Raw genomic sequence first — 19,061 nt, 5'->3', positions numbered from 1 at the left:
TTCCATTGTATTCATGAGATTGGAGTGGGTACTGAAGCAGTCATCCACTCGGTTGTGGTGCATGAGAATCATGCAAAATTGAATACTAAGCCAAATTCAACTAATTGCTCGTTCGGAGTCATTTGCGTCGATTTGATCACTACTCCGACGGGATCGAAGGTACTGGTATTGGTATCATTATAGGTGATACGGCTGTAATCCATTCGTAAAGCCAGTCGATTGGTGATGTTCTGGTTGATTCCCAGGCCATAACGAAAGCCCGTTCTTTTTTTGGAAAAATTTGCCAGTGAAATGTCAGTAGTATTGACTTGGAATCTGCCGCTAGTAAGTCCAAGACGTCCATAAAAAAGTGTATCAGATGAGTATTGATATCCAGGAAGTATGCTGATACCGATGGTGTTTTTCAGTTTGATTACGGTATGTGAGAACGTGTTGTGGATGAACTCAAAATTATAGCTGTTTGATTGAGTAGCACTCAGAGTACCGTTAGCTTCTGCAGCAAAATAAAAGTTTTTATAGGCAAGTGTGCCATATCCAGCAAACAGAGAGCCAAAAATACCTGTTGCTGATGCGTGAGATTTATTGATTACATCGAAATTTGCAGGATGTCCTGGATTTGGTCCTGTAATACGAGATCTCATTGCGACATCAACTGTATCTGAACCGGTTCCCATTCCGGCATAAAATCCTGAATGTGCAGATGAGGCCGACAAAATAATCAGGCTTGCGCCAAGTAATTGGATTTTCCTTAACATGTTTGCTCCATAATTTAATTCGGATAACGACTGTAACGTGAAATGGAAACAGGGACAATAGGTGGTAGTTAATCTACTTTCCAACAAGATTTTGGGGTTAGAGTGGAGTAAATAAAAGTATAAATTGATATTCTACCTTTGCAAAAACGTGCGGGTTAACGTTATGATAAATTTCGTTACAATGAAAATTAATGAGAGGGAGTTTATTAATGTATCATATCGTATTAAAAATTATGGTTTTAGCTTGCAGTGTCATCTGGATTTCCAATAATCTGGCTCATGCGACATCAAGCGAAGCGATTCCTATGGGCAAGACCATAAGTCAGGAAAAGCAGCAACAAATGTCCCCTAAACAAGCATTATTAAGATTGAAAGAGGGGAATCAACGGTTTTTGGCCAATAAACAGATTTATCGTGATTATTTAAAACAGGCCAAAATCTCGTCGTATGGTCAGTTTCCTTTTGCGGTTGTACTTAATTGTATGGATTCACGCAGTGTGCCTGAATTGATCTTTGATCAAGGATTAGCTGATTTGTTTACCTTACGTGTTGCCGGTAATGTGGTTAATGACGACATCCTGGGCAGTATGGAGTTCGCCTCTGCGGTTGCTGGTTCTCGATTGATTGTGGTTTTGGCGCATACCTCTTGTGGCGCTGTTTCCGGAGCGTGCAAAGACGTTAAATTAGGGCATTTAACTGATGTATTGAATAAAATTCAACCTGCTGTGCAACCCAGTATGACCTCCCTTGGGACTAAAAATTGCAACGATGCCCAATTAGTGGATGCTATTGCCCAGGCTAATGCTTTAAATGTTGTCAGAGAAATTCAGGCCAGAAGTCCTATATTGAGGGATTTGGTTCAAAGTAAAAAAGTTGGGATTGTTGCTGGGGTGCATGACATTAAAACCGGACAGGTACGATTTTTTGAAGAAGAGCGTTCTGTTCCTGAATAACATGATAATGTTTAAATAATGAAGCATTGGGCATCGCTTGTTGAAAACCTGCGATGCCCAATGAACTGTTTTGTTGTTTTATTGTGCTTTCCACCGCGAAGAGCCTGCAATTTAATTTTAAGATTCTTTGATATATGCCGGTTTTCCATAGATATAGGTTGCCTTTATATTTTCTTCAGATCCCAGAGTCATTAAAACAAAAAGGAACTCAAAAATATCGTTAACTTTCTCACACCTGTATTTTAAATACGGAGTCGCATTGGCATCTATTACGATAAAATCGGCTTCTTTGCCCCGGGAAAAAGTACCAATTTTGTCATCAAGATGGAGGGCTTTAGCTGCGCCTAAGGTGGCCAGGTACCAACGGATCATGCTGGGTAATTGGACATTATTGAGCATGGAAACCTTATAGGCATCATCCAGTACTGCGAACATGGAAAGACAATTACCAGCGCCCCAGTCTGTTCCCATAGTAATTTTGTCCGTGTATTGAACCGCTCTGCCAAAATTAAATAATCCGCTGCCGAGAAAATTATTACTCAAGGGGCACCAGGATATTATTGCGCCTGACTTTTTAAATAACTCCAGTTCTTGATCCGTTGTGTGTATGCAGTGACCAAATACGGTTCTATCAGTGACCAGTCCAAAATGGTCATACACATCCATGTAATGTTTACTCCATGGGTACATTTTTTTAACTTCGGCAATTTCTTTTAAATTTTCATCTAAATGGGTCTGGATGTAACAATCCGGATTTTCTCTTTTTAATGCACCACAAAGTTCCAACATTTGTTGAGAGCAGGAGAGGGCGAAACGAGGGGAAATACAATATGAAAGCCTATTGGTATTATGCCACTTCGTAATCAATTGTTTGCAATTATCGTAATTTTGTTCTGACGTCAGTTTTAGAGAGTCAGGTGAATTGATATCCATGAGTATATTGCCGGTGATGAAACGCATATTTCTATTGGTTAATTCTTCAAAAAAAACATCCGTTGCACTATAAAATAAAGGACCATAGGATACGGCGGTCGTCGTGCCGTTTTTTAATAATTGATCCAGAAAGAAATTTAAATCTTGTCGCGCATGATCATCGTCAATGTAGGTGCTTTCAGCTGGAAAAACATAATTCTCCAGCCATTCCAACAATTGTTCTCCATAGGCAGCGACAATGGCGCTTTGCGATGCATGTTGGTGCGTATCAATAAATCCAGGAGTAATTAATTTACCGGTGTACTGTACAAGATTGATGTCTTTAACTTTATGTTTTAAATCACTATAACTACCCGCATCAACAATTAGTCCCGATTCTACAATTAGAAGTCCATCTTCAATATACACATAATGACACTCTTCATTTGATTGTTTGTCTTTATTCACAGGTACATTAGTAATTGTCGCTGTATCCTTAAAATAGAACAGTGAACCTCGGTATGCTGTTGTATCATTCATGTTATCGCTCCCTGTGAATTAAGATGGAGAACTGTCCTCTATAAAATAAAGCAGCAATATAGAAATCAGAATACAGAAAGGCAGTATCCATAGATAAGTAAAAAAATCTGGTGATAGTGCGGTAATAAATAAAAAAGGAAGGAACATCAACACGGCATTAAACAAAAACACAACAGTATTTAATACGCTTATCGCGACTCCTCTTGTAGCGTTTGTAGACAATTCACTGACCAGGGTATAAAACAGCATGGATCCCGAGAGAAAAAATCCGATAAAAAATGAAATGATTTGAATAATGATGAGAGTATTTACCTCAAATTGAGGTAAATAAATACCAAGTAATAACATCATGGTGCCCAGGCATAGCGTGATATGGATAACCTTTTTCCGTGATTCTATTTTATTGGATAACCAGCCAAGAAAGGGGGTTCCCACACCAATACCCAGAAATATCATAGCGCTTATTATCATTGCCTGATTATTGGCGATAGAGTAATACATCTGAATTTTAAGATACCAAAGACCAGCATAAGCTAGAAGCACCCCAAAGGATGTTGCACCCGCAATAGAGCACAAAAGTATTTGTTTGCTTTTTAAAACAGACATCAGGGACTGGATTAGGGAGCAATGTTGTTCTCGTTTATACTCTTTGGGGGATTTTATAAATAATAAAGAGATGATGAATAATGAAAATCCAAAACCCGATAGAATACGGTACATGTCATTCCAGCTGTATGCAGTTAATGCCAGAGTAAACCCATAATGTATAATGCCTGCTGACGCGCATGAGACGCCCTGGATTAACCCAAATAATATTGGAAACTGTTTTTCTGAAAACCATTGAGCGGTTAATACTGCGGCAGAAATAAATGCAAAGGATGCCCCAATTCCCTGAATGAAATTGGACAGGGTGAACAAAGTCAGATTATTGGCATAAGAAATCAGAACATTACCTGTTCCCAAAATAAAGATGCCTGTACTTACGATATAGCGTGCATTGAATTTATCCAGTAAATAACCGGCTGGAACTTGCATGAACGCAAAACCGAGTATAAACCCACTAAATGCAAAGGATACACTGATATCATCGGCATGCAGTGATTGTTTGATGGATTCTGCAAAAACAGCTGAGGCTGTACTTAGGCAAAAGGAATAAATCACAAATAATGCCGTTATCGACCAAACAAGATATTTGGATGTTTTTAGCATGATCTTCCCTGTCTGCTGGTTGGCTTGACTGCACGTGTGAAATGAACTGTCACTTTAAACAAAAGCATAGCACAGATTCACGCCAACCGTTTTTCAAATTCATTACAAAGACAAATCGCTTGAAAATTGCTCAAAAAAGCGGTATAATAAGCATCATCATTGAAGTAATACCATTATAACAAGGAAATCCATGGCTTATTCTCGTGGTGAATTCCGAAGAGCTGAGCTTGACGGTCAAAAAGCACATATTGTCACAATGCTACAACTGCTCACTCCTTTGGATCTTGCTTTGTTCAAAGCCAAATGTCCTGATTATGCATCAGAAATACTTGATAGTCCTGAGTTAACCGTATTCTGGACCAATCACTTTAATAGCATACGGTTGCAAAGAGATCCCAGTTTTCAATTTCGAGACCCATCACCTCAATCCAGGGCTGATTTTTATTGTGGTTATGTATTGTATTTGGGAGCCATGAAAGAAAAAGGAAAATCAGATGAAAAATATAGAAATTATCTTTTGACTGCCGTCTTAAAATTTAGTTCGTTTCATGCCTATAAGGAACTTTTAACTGCAATGACTATTGATTGTAAAAAGACTGGCGAACTCGAAGACATCAACATGTTGTATCATTACATAACTGATCAGTCTACCAAGCTGATGAGTTTTAAAACTCCCGGATGTTTATTGATTGCCAATACCTATTTTTATCTCTCCACATTTTATCAATATCTTGGACTGGATAATTTGGTTGATGATTGCGTTAGGAAATGCTGGACCTTTATTCATTTGGCTGGATTGTTTGAGCCCCATTCTGAAACACAAATTCACAATGCTTATTTCGGTAAAGGATTAAAAATGAGTAATCCATTTGGATTGTCGAAACTGTATGAAATGAAGCGTCAAATTCTTGAACTTTTCGGAAGAACATTATCTATCCCTGTTCAAAATAAGATGGAAACTGATGCCAAGGCGATATTCAAAGAGGCCGTGAAAGACGATTTGAACAACCTGCCCGTATTTCATGGGCCAGACTATGCAAAATCAAAAAAATTATAGGATTTGCTGACGATTACTCTCAAGGCTCTGTTTGCCTTAGAGAAATCGGAATGGCTCTCCTCATTCCTACTTTCTATAATTTTTCAAAATGAACAAACTCTTTTTGCTCTTCAAGCAAGTGCTCTTTGTAATCACTTGATCATTTAATGGTTTTATTTTGTTGCGTTGAACCATCAACAAGTTCTTCGTCTAGTGAATGCGACATCTTATCTCGAGGTGATCCGCTTTGCGAGGCGCAGCTCGAGCCAAAAAATCCAACCCCGGAATAAGACTGTGACATGAACCGACGAGGGATTATCTGAGCGAGTTCATTTGCCTGCTCTTCCTCATAAAGTTCTTGGCCCGCTTCATCAAATATGGGGTCGATCCGCTCAGCGACGATCAAATGTTCTAGTCCCACATTCCTTAATAGATGATTAACTGCATTTTTAAGTGTAAATCGTTCTGTTAATAATTTTTGTGCTTCAACCACTGTTTGGTAATTGTCTGATGATTTAGGATTATTTTCTAATTGGTTTAATTCCCTTGCAATTATTGAGTCAAGAATTTCTTTTGGATCTCTTGATCCTGATTTACGTTTGTAATCAGAGTCGGGATTTTTACGAAGCCATAAAGGTACTGGCGCCTCAGGGTTTTGCGCCTTAAACAGTTCTTCACGCCTCAATAAATTGTAAATTCCATATCGATATTCTCCAATATCAACGCCCCTACCGTATTGGCCTGTTTTTGTAAAAATATCATCGGTCACGGTACCAAATTTTGTATACACGATGCCTACGTCAAGAACACTGATTATCGCTGAACCATTATTTCTCATGCCCATATCATCCATGCGGCACACATATTTGCAACTTTCTTTTAGCTCTAGTAATTGGTAATCCTCACACCAGGGATGTATTTCGATAAATGAATTATTAAGAGCTACTTCTCCACGATCTACCAGAGCATTTAATTCATTTACCAGGCCTTTCCAATACGTTCTGCGCTCAGCGTTGCTGAATTGTGCATCATAAGGATGCGTGAGCTGATAGGTTTCTACTGCATCTTTTCCAAATCGTTCTTCAACGATATCCTGCATTAATTTTTTATCTTGGGGATCTCCTGCAAGTTTAACAATGGGTATTGCATTGATCCTGTCTTTAATCGTTTCTGCATCATTTTTTATTAATTGTGCTAATTGTATGGCTTCTTCAAAACCTTTACCGGGTCGAATGGTGCCAAAGGACAGTATATTAGGTGGTCTTCTTATTACATCAAGTGGATGTGAGGGGGACGTACTGAGTTGCTGTGATGCAACTGTTAATCCTGATTTTCCTTCCAGATCATAGGGTTGAACGGGGAATTGTTCTAATTCAAAATCTAAACCAACCTCTCTTGCTTTTTTTGCAATACCTGAGGGTTCTTCTGTATTTCGTTTATCACAATCACCGAAAGTAGCAGCAATAATGGCATTGTTCCTGTCCAGTTCATTAAAGAATTGTACGGTATCTGCCTGCCGCATTAAGTCATGGGTATACTGTTGTAAATAGCGCCGGGTATAATTTTGCTTGTACTCGTGTATAGTGATATTTACTTTGATGCCTGCTTCCTTGAACTTCACAATATCTCCTGGAGAAATAAAGACGCCACAATCCGGTGGGCGTATGTGAATATCAAGATATGTCTCATCATCAACAGGTGCCATGCTCTGAATGATGTTGTCAATGACCTGATCTTTTAATGAATCTTGTTGGTTGGCTTGATATGCCAGGTGAAATCCTTCAGCAGCGCTAAATTTTCTTTTAGCATAAAAACTATCAAGTTTTGTATTTGATGTGAGATAAGGTTCTTCTTTTTTTAAAAGCAGTGCTTGTAATTCTGCAATGAATTGGGTTCTATCTGGTTTGCTGTTCAAAATATTATTTGTACTTCGTACAGTATTCACTTTATTATTAATGTGTTGATAAGTTTCAATTGCCTCCTCGATTGCAGCCGGAGATGCAAGATCTATATCCATGGGATGAGGATTGAGTAAGGCATTTGTAAATTGCTCTTGGTCGTGAGTTGATGAGTATCCTTCCTGGAACACAGTTTGAATCATATATAACTTATCAGATTTTAAAACGCTGGGATCATTAATTTGACTGAATTGATCTGGAAAGCGTTCTGCGACAGATTGACGAATTCTTAATGATTTTAAATTTTCTATGATACTATCGGTTGTTATTTTTAATTGATTGAAATTGAGGATTTTTCTAAATTGATTATCGTTTTCAATATCATAGGTTAGATTATTACTATGAAAATCATAGGGATAATCTTTAATACCAGTGATGGTATCGCTTATTGCTTCGAGCTCGTTCAAATTAACCGGATTCTCAAAATATTCCAATAAGTTTCGAAACGTCCCATAAGCCTTTTCATATCGTGAAACTAATTGTCGATTGCCAAAATGTGCTTCAATATATTCATTTAGACTGCAATGTTCCTGAATTTCTTTATTTTGTTCGTATAAACTAACCAGATGTTTTTGTTTGTCTTTGGGTTTTGCAATTCTTTGAAGTCCAGCCATATTAGAAGCAACCGCTTCAGTTAAATGTCGCATTTTGGCATCTAGTTTATTCAATAGGTCATTTGTTTTTTCTCGATTTAATTGAATTGGTTTTTGTGAATAAATGTCCATAATAGTTATTGAATGCAAGCTGCCATCACCTCTTAAAATAACTTTGGGCGTTTTAGGACTAACAGTTTGTCTATTCACTTCTTCTGCTTCGAGAGGAGATGACTCTGGGTCAAGGAGTTTATAGCCACTGATTGCTGTTCTTTTATTTGCAACCGGCTGTAATACCTCGGCGCTTGGGATGGTATCATGAGGAATTGATGTACATCCTGCTGGAAGCGGAATAGCATAATGGCCATCATTTCGTTTTAACCAAGTACACTGTATGTCCGAGTAGTTCGTTGTAAAACCGGATTTTAGAGACGCGGCATATTGTCCATCACCTGTTTTGGCTTCTTCATCAAAGGGAGCTGTGAGTAGATATATTTTAGTCATAATGCCACTATATTTTGCGTTTGCATATTTTGATTATACGATATGTTTATTACGTGAACATTAAGAGGCAGAGTAAATTCCAAAATAGTTATGTCGTTGTTTTGATTGTCATTATTTGAGTTAACCGATGAACCAAATCATGCCAAATTTTGCTTTTGTGTATAAGAATACAATCCATGGTGAAGAGAGATTGAACTAATAAGTATTTCCTTGGTTTGAATTTAAACAACAGTCGGGGTTTCTTATAGATTATTAGGTGGTTTTCTTGAATAGACGGGCATATAGTGTTAATTTTTATGGATAAAAACATCCATTAATTACAGTGTGCATGGAGCTCTGATTGAAAAAAACTGTTCTGCATACGGCTATACTCGCGTTGACTTTGCCAATGTCTCTTCATGCGATAGGCCTGGGCAACATGACAGTAAAGTCTGCTCTTGATCAGCCATTTTCTGCAGAAATAGAATTAATCGACGTGGGTTCAACACCGTTACCCGGTATAAAAGTAGGGATAGCAGATCCTGAGAATTTTGATGAAATAGGTATTGAACGTACTGCTGTATTATCTTTACTCAACTTTAGGATTGAAAAAAATAAACAGGGAAAATACATTATCGTTGTGCAGTCCACGGAGCGAATGACTGAACCCTATATTGAAATGGTTGTTGATGTAACCTGGCCGCAAGGTCAATTATATAGAGCGTACACCGTTTTGCTAGACCCTCCAGGTTATCAATTGATTTCCACTACCGCACAAAGCAGTTCGACACATTATAAAACAGTGCAAAAGCATACCTATGAACCGGGGGTAATTAATAAAACGGTCACTACAGAAGTGGAACATAACCCGATTAGTTTAAATGACAGTAAGAAAAAAGCGACTTACGGCCCAACAATTACAAATGAAAATGTGTGGCAAATAGCTCTGAGATATAAAGCTTCAGAGGTTATTTTACCGCAGGTTGTTCTTGCTATTGTTGGAGCAAACCCTGATGCGTTTAAAGAAGGTAATCTAAATGGCTTAAAAATAGGGGTGCGATTGGTAATCCCTGGTACTGAAGACATTATGCGGGTACCTGCAGATTTGGCAACTGAAGAGGTCATGGCGCACGATAAGGCATGGAATGAAAAAGCGCCTATTAATCATGTTTTATCGCCACCCTATATGAATGGCAAAACACTTACTTCAGGCTCTCCGGCTAATAATTCGCAGATTCCAGTTATACCCAAAATGACAATGCAAGCTGAGCCTGTGCCGAGTTCATCAACGCAGTTAATTTCGATTAATGCAGCCTTGCCTGGAATGAATACTAATCAACAGCAATCAGCGCCCGATACCAATAATACCACTCAGAATATAGATCGAGATGCAACAACCAGAGCCGAGTTATCCATTACAACAGCCGCAGTGGAATCAGTAAGGGAATCTAATGCCTTGTTGATGGAACAATTACATTTATTGCAGGATCAAAATAAGAAATTACAACAGCAATTAGATAAACGCGACAAGGAATTGGAACGCTTGCAGGCCCAGGTTCAAATGATGATGAAGCAACGATTCGCTGTAGCTGCTCAGGCAAGTTCTGCAAATGCAGGTAATTCAAACACCAGTTATTGGCCCTTTATTTTATTATTGATTGTGGCTGCAGGTGTCGGTGGCTTTGCTTATTGGTATTTTATCCATCGGAAACAAGATGGCAAGGATTCTCCTTATCTAACGGATACCCCGATTCAACCCAAACCAATTATTCCTTCAGTTGAGCCTGTGTCAATTTTGACAGAGGATTCTGTCACTGAAACTCAAATTCAACCTCAACCTCAACTTCAACCTGAAGTTGCTTCAGTTGAGGCATCGGAAGCAAATACTCCGGTTGATGTGATAAACCATGAAAATGACAATATATTGACTGACACTCAAAATGATTCTATTGCTGAGCATAATGTGACAGAGGTTGAGAAAGAAGAAGATCCTGAGATCGCGATGTCTACTGAAAAAACAGTTAAAAAACGTCCCGGGAGAAAAAAGAAAGAGACAGTGAGTGAAACCTTACTGGAACTCGCCGCAAAAAATGAATTATACAAAGAAGAACCTAAGGGAATAATCGAAATTGATGAACTGGTTAAGGCTTCTGTAAACGAAGCATCAGTTACTCCAGAACAGCCTAAGGCAGAGGAATCTGCCGGAACGCTTATTGAGGTACCCCCCGTACAGCAAGACAATCAACCGGTTGAGCCTGAGCAAGACAAAGTATCTGAACCGGTCAATGATGCAGAATTGGCCAACAACGAGGTATTGGAGTTTGAGTCCGGGTTGCATGAGTTACTTCAAGAACAATCAAAGCAGCAACCAGCTAAAAACACTGTTGTTGAAGATAACGGTCAGGACATGTCTTTGGATTTTGTTTCGTCGCTATCGGAGACCCCTGAAACTGTCCAGATTGATAATCCCGTTGTTGATGATACAGGTGAAGGAGAGTACATTTCGGACTCCCATGGCAGTCAAGAGAATATGTTTCAACCTGAGGAAGCCGCCAGTGACGATCTTGCCTCAGCTACCCAGATGCCTGAAGTTGATTTGGATAAATCCATTACTGACTTTTTTGTTGAACCAACACAGGAACAAATGAACTCAGATGATCGTTATTTTGCTGATGACGCATCCATTAAATCCGAGCCTGAAACAAATAAAGAGTCCGTAAATCCATTAAAAAGTACTAAAGCGCTTAATACCTTGCTGGATCTTGCAAAAACTTACATTGGAATGGATGATTTTGAATCTGCCAGACATTCTCTGGAAGAAGTGCTTGAGTTCGGTAATGAACAGCAAAAAACGGACGCCAAAGCCTTACTTGAGCAGATAAAAGATAAATAAAATGAAGTGATTAAACTGCTTCTCCTTGGGAACAATTGACTGCTCACGAAAAGAGTCTGTTTCGAATGGGTGTCATTTGAACTAAATCTGATCCATTGTCGTTTTTTTGATTCACTACAAAAGCAGTATATCCAGAAACTCCACAGAAACCATCAACTAGATATAGACAAAATAAATGGGGTATTATAAATTGACCCTTTTTATCAGGAAATTTGAATGCGTATTGCCTTAGTGGTCGAATACGATGGAAGCCAATATCATGGTTGGCAAGCACAGACGGGCTTGCATACTATTCAACAGTCTGTTGAGCATGCTCTGTCAAAGGTTGCAGACAGTACTATTTCTGTCGTGTGTGCTGGTAGAACAGATACCGGTGTTCATGCGACAAATCAGGTTATCCATTTTGATTGTGAAAAGGAGCGTACCATACGTGCCTGGATTCATGGCGCGAACTCTTTTTTACCTAAAGATATCTGCGTTAAATGGGGCAAGGAGATGAAAGACAGCTTTCATGCTCGTTACTCAGCGACCAGCAGGAGATATCGCTATGTGATTTATAATGGCCCGATCCGTCCGGCTTTATTGCGAAGTAATGTGACTTGGCAATACAGGCAGTTGGATCATCGGCTTATGCATGAAGGGGCACAAAAACTACTGGGTGAGAATGATTATACGTCTTTTCGTTCAGTAGAATGTCAATCTAAAACTCCAATGAGAAATGTACATCAGATACAAGTGACTCGCTCAGGGGAGTTGGTGATTATTGATATTACTGCAAATGCCTTTTTACACCATATGGTGCGCAATATAGCAGGAGTATTAATTTCGGTGGGATCAAATAAACATCCCCCTTCCTGGGTTGAAGAGGTCCTGCACGCTCGAGATCGAAAGTTAGGGGCTGAAACCGCTCCTTCTTATGGTTTATATCTGGTTCAGGTAGGCTATCCAGCAGAATTTGGTGTTTTACAGAATAACCCGGGCCCCTTATTTCTTTGGGAGAAATAATTGAATCAAACTCGTATACGAGTCAAAATGTGCGGTATGACACGTAAAGAGGATGTAGCTCACGCCATCAGCCTTGGCGTTGATGCTATTGGTTTGATTATCTATCCTAAAAGTTCGCGTTATGTCAGTATAGAACAAGCCCGCTTGCTGCTCAGTGATTTGCCTCCATTTATCGATGCAGTTGCTGTGCTGGTTAATCCGGACAGGGGCACCGTTCATCAGATACTTGATGAACTTCCTGTTACTTTATTGCAGTTTCATGGCGATGAATCTCCTGAGTTCTGTCAGGAGTTTGATTTCCCTTATATTAAAGCGGTACATCCGAAATCATCCAGTCAAATAGTCCATTTTGCAGATGAATTTCAGAGTGCTCGCGCTGTACTTCTGGATGCTGCCACACCTGACAGCAGAGGAGGTACAGGGTTAACCTTTGACTGGTCAATTATTCCTGACCATGTAACAAAACCCTACATTTTGGCTGGCGGACTCAATGAGCTGAATGTTATCGAAGCGATTAAGCTGCATAGGCCTTATGCAGTAGATATATGTAGTGGGATCGAGACATTGCCAGGGGTAAAAGATCATCAAAAAATGAGCCGATTTATGAAGGCATTATGGGGTAAAGAATGAGTATTAAAGAACTTCCTGATGAACAAGGGCATTTTGGTCCTTATGGCGGTATATTTGTAGCCGATACTTTGATGTTTGCGCTAAAACAGTTGGATCAGGCTTATACCAAATTCCGTAATGATCCGGAATTTTTAGCTGAGTTGCATTCAGAATTAAGAGACTATGTGGGGCGCCCCAATCCTTTGTATCATGCGGATCGTTTAAGTAAAATCGTTGGCGGTGCGCAGATATATCTTAAAAGGGAAGATTTGAACCATACAGGCGCACATAAAATAAATAATACAGTAGGGCAGGCATTGCTTGCCAAGCGTATGGGAAAAACGAGAATTATTGCGGAAACCGGAGCAGGGCAACACGGTGTAGCATCAGCAACTGTTGCTGCAAAACTTGGATTTGAGTGTGTTGTTTATATGGGGGCAGAAGACATCAAGCGCCAATCCAGTAATGTGTATCGCATGAAACTCCTGGGTGCTGAAGTGGTTCCTGTTACATCGGGATCAAAAACGCTTAAAGATGCATTAAACGAAGCAATGAGAGATTGGGTAAGTCATGTTGATGATACCTTTTATATTATTGGTACTGCAGCGGGCCCTCATCCATATCCTCAAATGGTTAGAGATTTTCAAACCGTAATCGGAGCAGAGGCTCGGAGACAATGTCTTGAAAAAACAGGTCAATTACCCGATGCACTTGTTGCCTGTGTCGGAGGCGGTTCTAATGCAATAGGGTTATTTTATCCTTTTTTAAATGATGAATCTGTCGCTATTTATGGTGTCGAGGCTGGTGGAAAAGGTTTGGAAACCGGTGAACATTCTGCTTCCCTGATTGCAGGAAAACCAGGAGTATTACACGGAAATAGAACGTATTTGCTTTGTGATGAATACGGACAAATTAAAGATACTCATTCGGTCTCTGCTGGTCTTGATTATCCTGGTGTTGGCCCCGAGCATGCTTATTTAAAAGATACTGGACGAGTCCAATACGTCGCAATAAATGATGATGAAGCTTTGGAAGCATTTCGGACTTTAACACGGATAGAGGGGATTATACCGGCACTTGAGTCCAGTCATGCGCTGGCGTATGCAATGAAATTAGCAAAAACCATGGCTAAAAGTCAACGCATCATAGTCAATTTATCAGGACGTGGTGATAAAGACATGCATACAGTGGCATCTATTGATGGAATTACAGTGTAATGGAACATAGAATGTCGTTCTGAAGAAGTGACAGGACTGGCGAATATAATGAGTAAATGAATCATGGGTATTCACATTCTTGTTCAACTTCTGAGGTTTGGAGCGACAGATTTTGAATTGATGTTTGATTGATACTAATTTAGGTACTATATGAACCGAATTGATAAAACTTTAGCAGATCTTAAAGCCAACGGCAAAAAGATGTTGAGTCCTTACCTGACAGCAGGTGATCCTCATCCTGATAGTACAGTTGAATTGATGCATGCATTGGTCGGTGCTGGGGCAGATATTTTGGAGCTTGGTATTCCTTTCTCTGATCCTATGGCTGAAGGGCCTGTGATTCAACATGCAATGGAGCGCGCTTTGGCTCACTCAGTACATTGTCAGGATGTGCTTGAGATGGTCAGGGAGTTTCGACAACAGGATAAGGATACTCCAGTCATTATCATGGGGTATTTAAATCCCATAGAACAGTATGGTTATGATCGGTTTGCACAACATGCTGTAGAGGCAGGAGTAGATGGGACGATATTGGTTGATTTGCCTCCTGAAGAAGGAGACTCAATTTCCAGCGCTTGGGAACAACACGGTTTGTACAGTATTTTTCTTTGTTCTCCCACAACTTCTGAACAACGAATGGAGTTGATTAACCGTCATGCTAATGGATATCTGTATTATGTTTCTTTAAAAGGAGTAACCGGTTCAGATACACTGGATGTGTCTTCTTTAAAAGCAGAATATCAAAAACGTAAAGCGCAAACCAGTCTTCCCTTAATGGTGGGCTTCGGGATAAAAACTCCTGAAATGGCTGCCGAAGTATCAGAGTTTTCTGACGGTGTTATTGTAGGGGCTGCGCTAATCACCACGATTCTGGAAGCCTATGAATCAAATAAAAACGCAGCACAGGCAGGAGCAGCTTTAATTGGCTCCATGCGGCAGGCAATCGATAATAATGGAAAAAAAGAATGACAGAATTAACAGAAAAAAGAGCGCATTTTATAAGACAGATGATTACCGATGATCTGGCCAATGGTAAACATCAATCGGTAGTTACTCGATTTCCACCTGAGCCAAACGGATACTTGCACGTAGGTCATGCCAAGTCCATCTGTTTGAATTTTGGCTTGGCAGAAGAATTTAAAGGTAAATGCTTTTTGCGTTTTGACGACACAAATCCCATTAAAGAAGAAGAAGAATACGTCAATGCAATAATAGATGATGTCCGATGGTTAGGATTTGAATGGTGTGACATGACCCATTCTTCTGATTATTATCATCAACTCTATGATTTTGCGGTGTATTTGATTAAAAAAGATATGGCTTATGTAGACAGTTTGAGCATGGAAGACATTCGCGCTTATAGAGGTACTCTACAGGAGCCTGGGCGAGAAAGTCCTTATAGAAACAGGCCAATTGAAGAAAGTCTTGATTTGTTTACCCGAATGAAGGCCGGAGAATTTGAAGATGGCGTCCATGTTCTAAGAGCCAAGATAGACATGAAATCAGGGAACGTCAACATGCGTGATCCTGTTCTTTATCGAATCCGTCATGCCTCTCATCAACGAACGGGCGATGAATGGTGTATTTACCCAATGTATGACTACGCACATCCGATATCTGATGCTCTGGAGAAAATCACGCATTCATTGTGTACTTTAGAGTTTCAGGATCATCGCCCTTTATATGACTGGTTGGTTGATAATCTGCCTCTACCTGCGCGGCCAGTTCAAACCGAGTTTGCACGTTTGAATTTATCTCATACCGTGACTTCCAAGCGGAAATTGCGTGAACTGGTTGAAAAAAATATTGTCTCTGGTTGGGATGACCCGAGATTACCAACCTTAAGAGGAATGCGTAAACGAGGCTATCCACCTGCCGCAATTCGCCAATTTTGCGAAATAATTGGCATTTCCCGAAGTGATTCAGTGATTGATATGTCTTTATTGGAAGAGTGTGTCCGTAACGAGTTTAACAAGACTGCCAAGCGCGCATTATGTGTGATGGATCCGATTAAAATTGTTATTGAAAATTATCCTGAAGATAAAGTGGAGCTTATTAAATCTAACTTTTATCCCCAGGATCCTGATTCAGACAGCAGAGAATTACCGTTCTCAAGGGAAGTTTATATTGAACGTTCTGATTTTATGGAAGATCCTCCTAAAAAATATTTTCGTCTTTCTCCTGGAGCAGAAGTACGACTGCGACATGCTTATGTGATCAAATGCGAGAAGGTCATTCGAGATGATAAAGGGAACATCGTAGAACTGCGCTGTACCTATGACCCGAAAACTTTAGGCAAAAATCCTGAAGATCGTAAAGTTAAAGGGGTCATTCACTGGGTATCCTGTGCTCATGCCTATCCGGTCACTATTTATCAATACGACAGATTGTTTCATGATGCCAATCCCGCCCGCGAAGATGACTTTCTCCAGTTTTTAAATCATGATTCATTACAAACTCAGCAAGCATTTTGTGAACCTGCGCTGGCAAATCAATCTGAAGGTGATGTGTTTCAGTTTGAACGGCTAGGTTATTATTGTGTTAACCAAGTGGTTGATGGGCAGGTCCAGGCGTTTCATCGTGTGGTGGATTTAAAAGACACTTGGGGCAAAGTGAGCTAGGGGGCAAAGATGTTGCATTTATATAATTCCTTAACCAGAACCAAAGAGGTTTTTGTTCCGATAACACCCGGTAAAATTGGAATGTACGTGTGTGGAATCACAGTTTACGATCATTGCCATCTTGGTCACGCGCGCTCTATGGTGTCTTTTGATGTTATCGTGCGTTTTCTTCGCTCGCAGGGCTTTGATGTAACTTATGTTCGAAACATCACTGATATCGATGATAAAATCATTGTCCGGGCGAATGAACGTGGTATTTCCATTAATGAATTGACGGATCATTATATTGAAGCCATGAATGAAGATACCCGTTCATTAAACATACTGCCTCCAGACATAGAACCAAGAGCGACAGGGCATGTAGATACCATAATCCAATTAATTCAGCGTTTGTTGGATAAAGGCAATGCTTATGTTAGTGACAATGGGGATGTCTGTTATCAGGTGGATACATTTCCTGAGTATGGAAAATTATCTCATAAAGATATCGAAGGCCTGGTATCAGGTTCTCGGGTAGAAATTGTTAAAGAAAAACGTTCTCCATTGGATTTCGTCTTATGGAAAAAAGCTAAACCTAACGAGCCAAGTTGGCCATCACCTTGGGGAGATGGGCGTCCAGGATGGCATATTGAATGTTCCGCTATGGCCATGCATGAGTTAGGCGAGCAATTCGATATACACGGCGGCGGTTTGGATTTACAGTTCCCTCATCATGAAAATGAGATTGCCCAAAGCGAGGCTGCATCAGGTAAGCAATTTGCCAATTACTGGCTGCATGTGGGCATGTTGCAGGTTAACGGGGAGAAAATGGCCAAATCTACTGGTAATTTTTTCACCATTTCCGATGTGCTAAAAGAGCATCATCCTGAAGTCATTCGCTATTTTCTTTTGAGCAGTCATTACCGAAGTCCCTTAAACTACTCTGAGGACAATTTGTTCAATGCAAAAAAAGCATTAACCCGAATGTATCAATCCATTAAAGATTTACCCTCTTTGGATGCTGAGAATGAGTTGGATAATCATTGGATTGAGCAATTTAACCAAGCGATGAACGATGACTTCAACACGCCTGTAGCATTATCGGTTTTATTTCAGTTGAGCCGTGAAGTCAATAAAAATGCCTCCCCAGTGCTTGCAGCAACTTTGAGGCACCTGGCAGGAATATTGGGCTTTTTACAGGAAGAGCCTTCTGCATTTTTGCAGTCTGGCCTTGAATCGGATGATAAGGAAGTTATCGAGCAATTGATTGCCGAACGATTGCAGGCAAGAGCTGAACGTAACTGGGCAAGAGCCGATCAAATTCGAGCTGAACTACTGACTCAGGGCATCGAGTTGGAAGACGGGGAGAAAGGAACTACCTGGCGGAAAATTTCTGATTAATGTTCGAGTGAATCAGAAGCAGGGATTAAAAAGCACATGTCCGTTTACTACCTGGATTAACTACTTTTAGTATCGATTAGTAGAAAACAGGATCATGGCCTCTCAAGTGTCTAAATCGAAGCTTGTAGTTGGTGCATAAAATCCTGGTTGCGAGCAACCAGGCTACTTAACTCAAGCGAATTCCCGCGGCTATGACCGCGGGATCCATGATGGTGGCATTCAAGTATTAGATCCCGCGGTCATGGCCGCGGGAATTCGAAGTGTACTATTGGCTCCCATCTCAACACAATTCTCGCGGCGTTTCCCCTGAACGCGCCTAACTATTTAAGCGTAGCTTTTACTCACTCCGAAAACGAATTCCCACGTCTGTGACCTCAGGATCTAATAATCTAGCGCAGTTATCCTGAACCCTAGGATTAAAGCCACAGATATTCTAAGTGCATCATTTGTCCCCATCTCAACCGAATTCCCGCGGCTATGACCGCGGGACCCATGATGGTGGAATTCAAGTATTAGATCCCGCGGTCATGGCCACGGGAATTCGAAGTGTACTATTGGCTCCCATCTCAACACAATTCTCGCGGCGTTTCCCCTGAACGCGCCTAACTATTTAAGCGTAGCTTTTACTCACTCCGAAAACGAATTCCCACGTCTGTGACCTCAGGATCTAATAATCTAGCGCAGTTATCCTGAACCATAGGATTAAAGCTACAGATATTCTAAGTGCATCATTTGTCCCCATCTCAACCGAATTCCCGCGGCTATGACCGCGGGACCCATGATGGTGGCATTCAAGTATTAGATCCCGCGGTCATGGCCGCGGGAATTCGAAGTGTACTATTGGCTCCCATCTCAACACAATTCTCGCGGCGTTTCCCCTGAACGCGCCTAACTATT

General features: G+C 40.3%; 13 protein-coding genes. 9 read left to right on the top strand and 4 right to left on the bottom strand.

All coding sequences use genetic code 11. The annotated features are described in order from the left end of the window. Positions 1-68 precede the first annotated feature (68 nt). Positions 69-755 carry an outer membrane protein gene (locus tag ELY21_RS14360; protein ID WP_127110593.1) on the bottom strand — a complete coding sequence of 229 codons (687 nt, stop codon included), beginning with the start codon at positions 753-755 and terminating at the stop codon, positions 69-71. Positions 756-964: 209 nt separating this feature from the next. Between ELY21_RS14360 and ELY21_RS14355 the strand changes: the two genes are divergently transcribed. After that, positions 965-1,708: a carbonic anhydrase family protein gene (locus tag ELY21_RS14355; RefSeq protein ID WP_127110591.1), complete on the top strand. Its 744-nt coding sequence runs from the start codon at positions 965-967 to the stop codon at positions 1,706-1,708. 117 nt (positions 1,709-1,825) lie between these two features. Here the strand turns inward: ELY21_RS14355 and guaD are convergent, their stop codons facing one another. Together guaD and ELY21_RS14345 are read right to left on the bottom strand one after the other, a co-directional pair. Further along, positions 1,826-3,160, bottom strand: a complete 1,335-nt coding sequence (gene guaD, locus ELY21_RS14350; RefSeq protein WP_127110589.1) for a guanine deaminase — start codon at positions 3,158-3,160, stop codon at positions 1,826-1,828. An 18-nt stretch (positions 3,161-3,178) separates the two neighbouring features. Next, positions 3,179-4,369: a nitrate/nitrite transporter gene (locus tag ELY21_RS14345; protein ID WP_127110587.1), complete on the bottom strand. Its 1,191-nt coding sequence runs from the start codon at positions 4,367-4,369 to the stop codon at positions 3,179-3,181. Positions 4,370-4,559: 190 nt separating this feature from the next. Here ELY21_RS14345 and mesI point away from each other — a divergent pair, with 190 nt between their 5' ends. Next, positions 4,560-5,426 (top strand): Dot/Icm T4SS effector metaeffector MesI, encoded by an 867-nt coding sequence (gene mesI, locus ELY21_RS14340; RefSeq protein ID WP_127110585.1) that lies wholly within the window; start codon positions 4,560-4,562, stop codon positions 5,424-5,426. Between the two features lie 139 nt (positions 5,427-5,565). Here the strand turns inward: mesI and sidI are convergent, their stop codons facing one another. Next, positions 5,566-8,460: a Dot/Icm T4SS effector Ceg32/SidI gene (sidI, locus tag ELY21_RS14335; RefSeq protein ID WP_127110583.1), complete on the bottom strand. Its 2,895-nt coding sequence runs from the start codon at positions 8,458-8,460 to the stop codon at positions 5,566-5,568. A gap of 340 nt (positions 8,461-8,800) precedes the next feature. On the opposite strand from sidI, the gene ELY21_RS14330 reads away from it, so the two are divergent. The 7 genes from ELY21_RS14330 to cysS all read left to right on the top strand — a co-directional run bounded on the left by ELY21_RS14330 (position 8,801) and on the right by cysS (position 18,164). Next, positions 8,801-11,332, top strand: a complete 2,532-nt coding sequence (locus tag ELY21_RS14330) for a FimV/HubP family polar landmark protein (protein ID WP_127110581.1) — start codon at positions 8,801-8,803, stop codon at positions 11,330-11,332. Between the two features lie 216 nt (positions 11,333-11,548). Beyond that, positions 11,549-12,337 carry a tRNA pseudouridine(38-40) synthase TruA gene (gene truA / locus ELY21_RS14325; RefSeq protein ID WP_028384432.1) on the top strand — a complete coding sequence of 263 codons (789 nt, stop codon included), beginning with the start codon at positions 11,549-11,551 and terminating at the stop codon, positions 12,335-12,337. Beyond that, the gene (locus ELY21_RS14320) at positions 12,338-12,967 is read left to right on the top strand and encodes a phosphoribosylanthranilate isomerase (protein WP_127110579.1); all 630 of its coding nucleotides are present in this window, start codon (positions 12,338-12,340) and stop codon (positions 12,965-12,967) included. Then, complete coding sequence (trpB, locus tag ELY21_RS14315; RefSeq protein WP_127110577.1) at positions 12,964-14,163, top strand: tryptophan synthase subunit beta; 1,200 nt, start codon at positions 12,964-12,966, stop codon at positions 14,161-14,163. The genes ELY21_RS14320 and trpB overlap by 4 nt, the downstream gene beginning before the upstream one ends. 150 nt (positions 14,164-14,313) lie before the next feature. After that, complete coding sequence (gene trpA, locus ELY21_RS14310; protein ID WP_127110575.1) at positions 14,314-15,132, top strand: tryptophan synthase subunit alpha; 819 nt, start codon at positions 14,314-14,316, stop codon at positions 15,130-15,132. Continuing rightward, positions 15,129-16,784, top strand: coding sequence for a glutamine--tRNA ligase/YqeY domain fusion protein (locus tag ELY21_RS14305; protein ID WP_127110573.1), 1,656 nt, complete (start codon positions 15,129-15,131; stop codon positions 16,782-16,784). The genes trpA and ELY21_RS14305 overlap by 4 nt, the downstream gene beginning before the upstream one ends. 9 nt (positions 16,785-16,793) lie before the next feature. Further along, a complete protein-coding gene (cysS, locus tag ELY21_RS14300) occupies positions 16,794-18,164 on the top strand; it encodes a cysteine--tRNA ligase (protein ID WP_127110570.1) in 1,371 nt (456 codons plus the stop codon). Positions 18,165-19,061 lie beyond the last annotated feature (897 nt).

Origin of the sequence: Legionella sp. km535, from assembly GCF_003990085.1 — a bacterium.
GTDB classification, from domain to species: Bacteria; Pseudomonadota; Gammaproteobacteria; order Legionellales; family Legionellaceae; genus Legionella; species Legionella moravica.
Note: the sequence above shows the minus strand (reverse complement) of the source record. Positions and strands in the feature narration are given on the sequence as shown.

What these genes read in the sequence shown, in the direction of transcription:
- ELY21_RS14360 (WP_127110593.1), bottom strand. Translation starts at nt 755, where the DNA reads ATGTTAAGGAAAATCCAATTACTTGGCGCAAGCCTGATTATTTTGTCG.
- ELY21_RS14355 (WP_127110591.1), top strand. Translation starts at nt 965, where the DNA reads ATGTATCATATCGTATTAAAAATTATGGTTTTAGCTTGCAGTGTCATC.
- guaD (WP_127110589.1), bottom strand. Translation starts at nt 3,160, where the DNA reads ATGAATGATACAACAGCATACCGAGGTTCACTGTTCTATTTTAAGGAT.
- ELY21_RS14345 (WP_127110587.1), bottom strand. Translation starts at nt 4,369, where the DNA reads ATGCTAAAAACATCCAAATATCTTGTTTGGTCGATAACGGCATTATTT.
- mesI (WP_127110585.1), top strand. Translation starts at nt 4,560, where the DNA reads ATGGCTTATTCTCGTGGTGAATTCCGAAGAGCTGAGCTTGACGGTCAA.
- sidI (WP_127110583.1), bottom strand. Translation starts at nt 8,460, where the DNA reads ATGACTAAAATATATCTACTCACAGCTCCCTTTGATGAAGAAGCCAAA.
- truA (WP_028384432.1), top strand. Translation starts at nt 11,549, where the DNA reads ATGCGTATTGCCTTAGTGGTCGAATACGATGGAAGCCAATATCATGGT.
- trpB (WP_127110577.1), top strand. Translation starts at nt 12,964, where the DNA reads ATGAGTATTAAAGAACTTCCTGATGAACAAGGGCATTTTGGTCCTTAT.
- trpA (WP_127110575.1), top strand. Translation starts at nt 14,314, where the DNA reads ATGAACCGAATTGATAAAACTTTAGCAGATCTTAAAGCCAACGGCAAA.
- ELY21_RS14305 (WP_127110573.1), top strand. Translation starts at nt 15,129, where the DNA reads ATGACAGAATTAACAGAAAAAAGAGCGCATTTTATAAGACAGATGATT.
- cysS (WP_127110570.1), top strand. Translation starts at nt 16,794, where the DNA reads ATGTTGCATTTATATAATTCCTTAACCAGAACCAAAGAGGTTTTTGTT.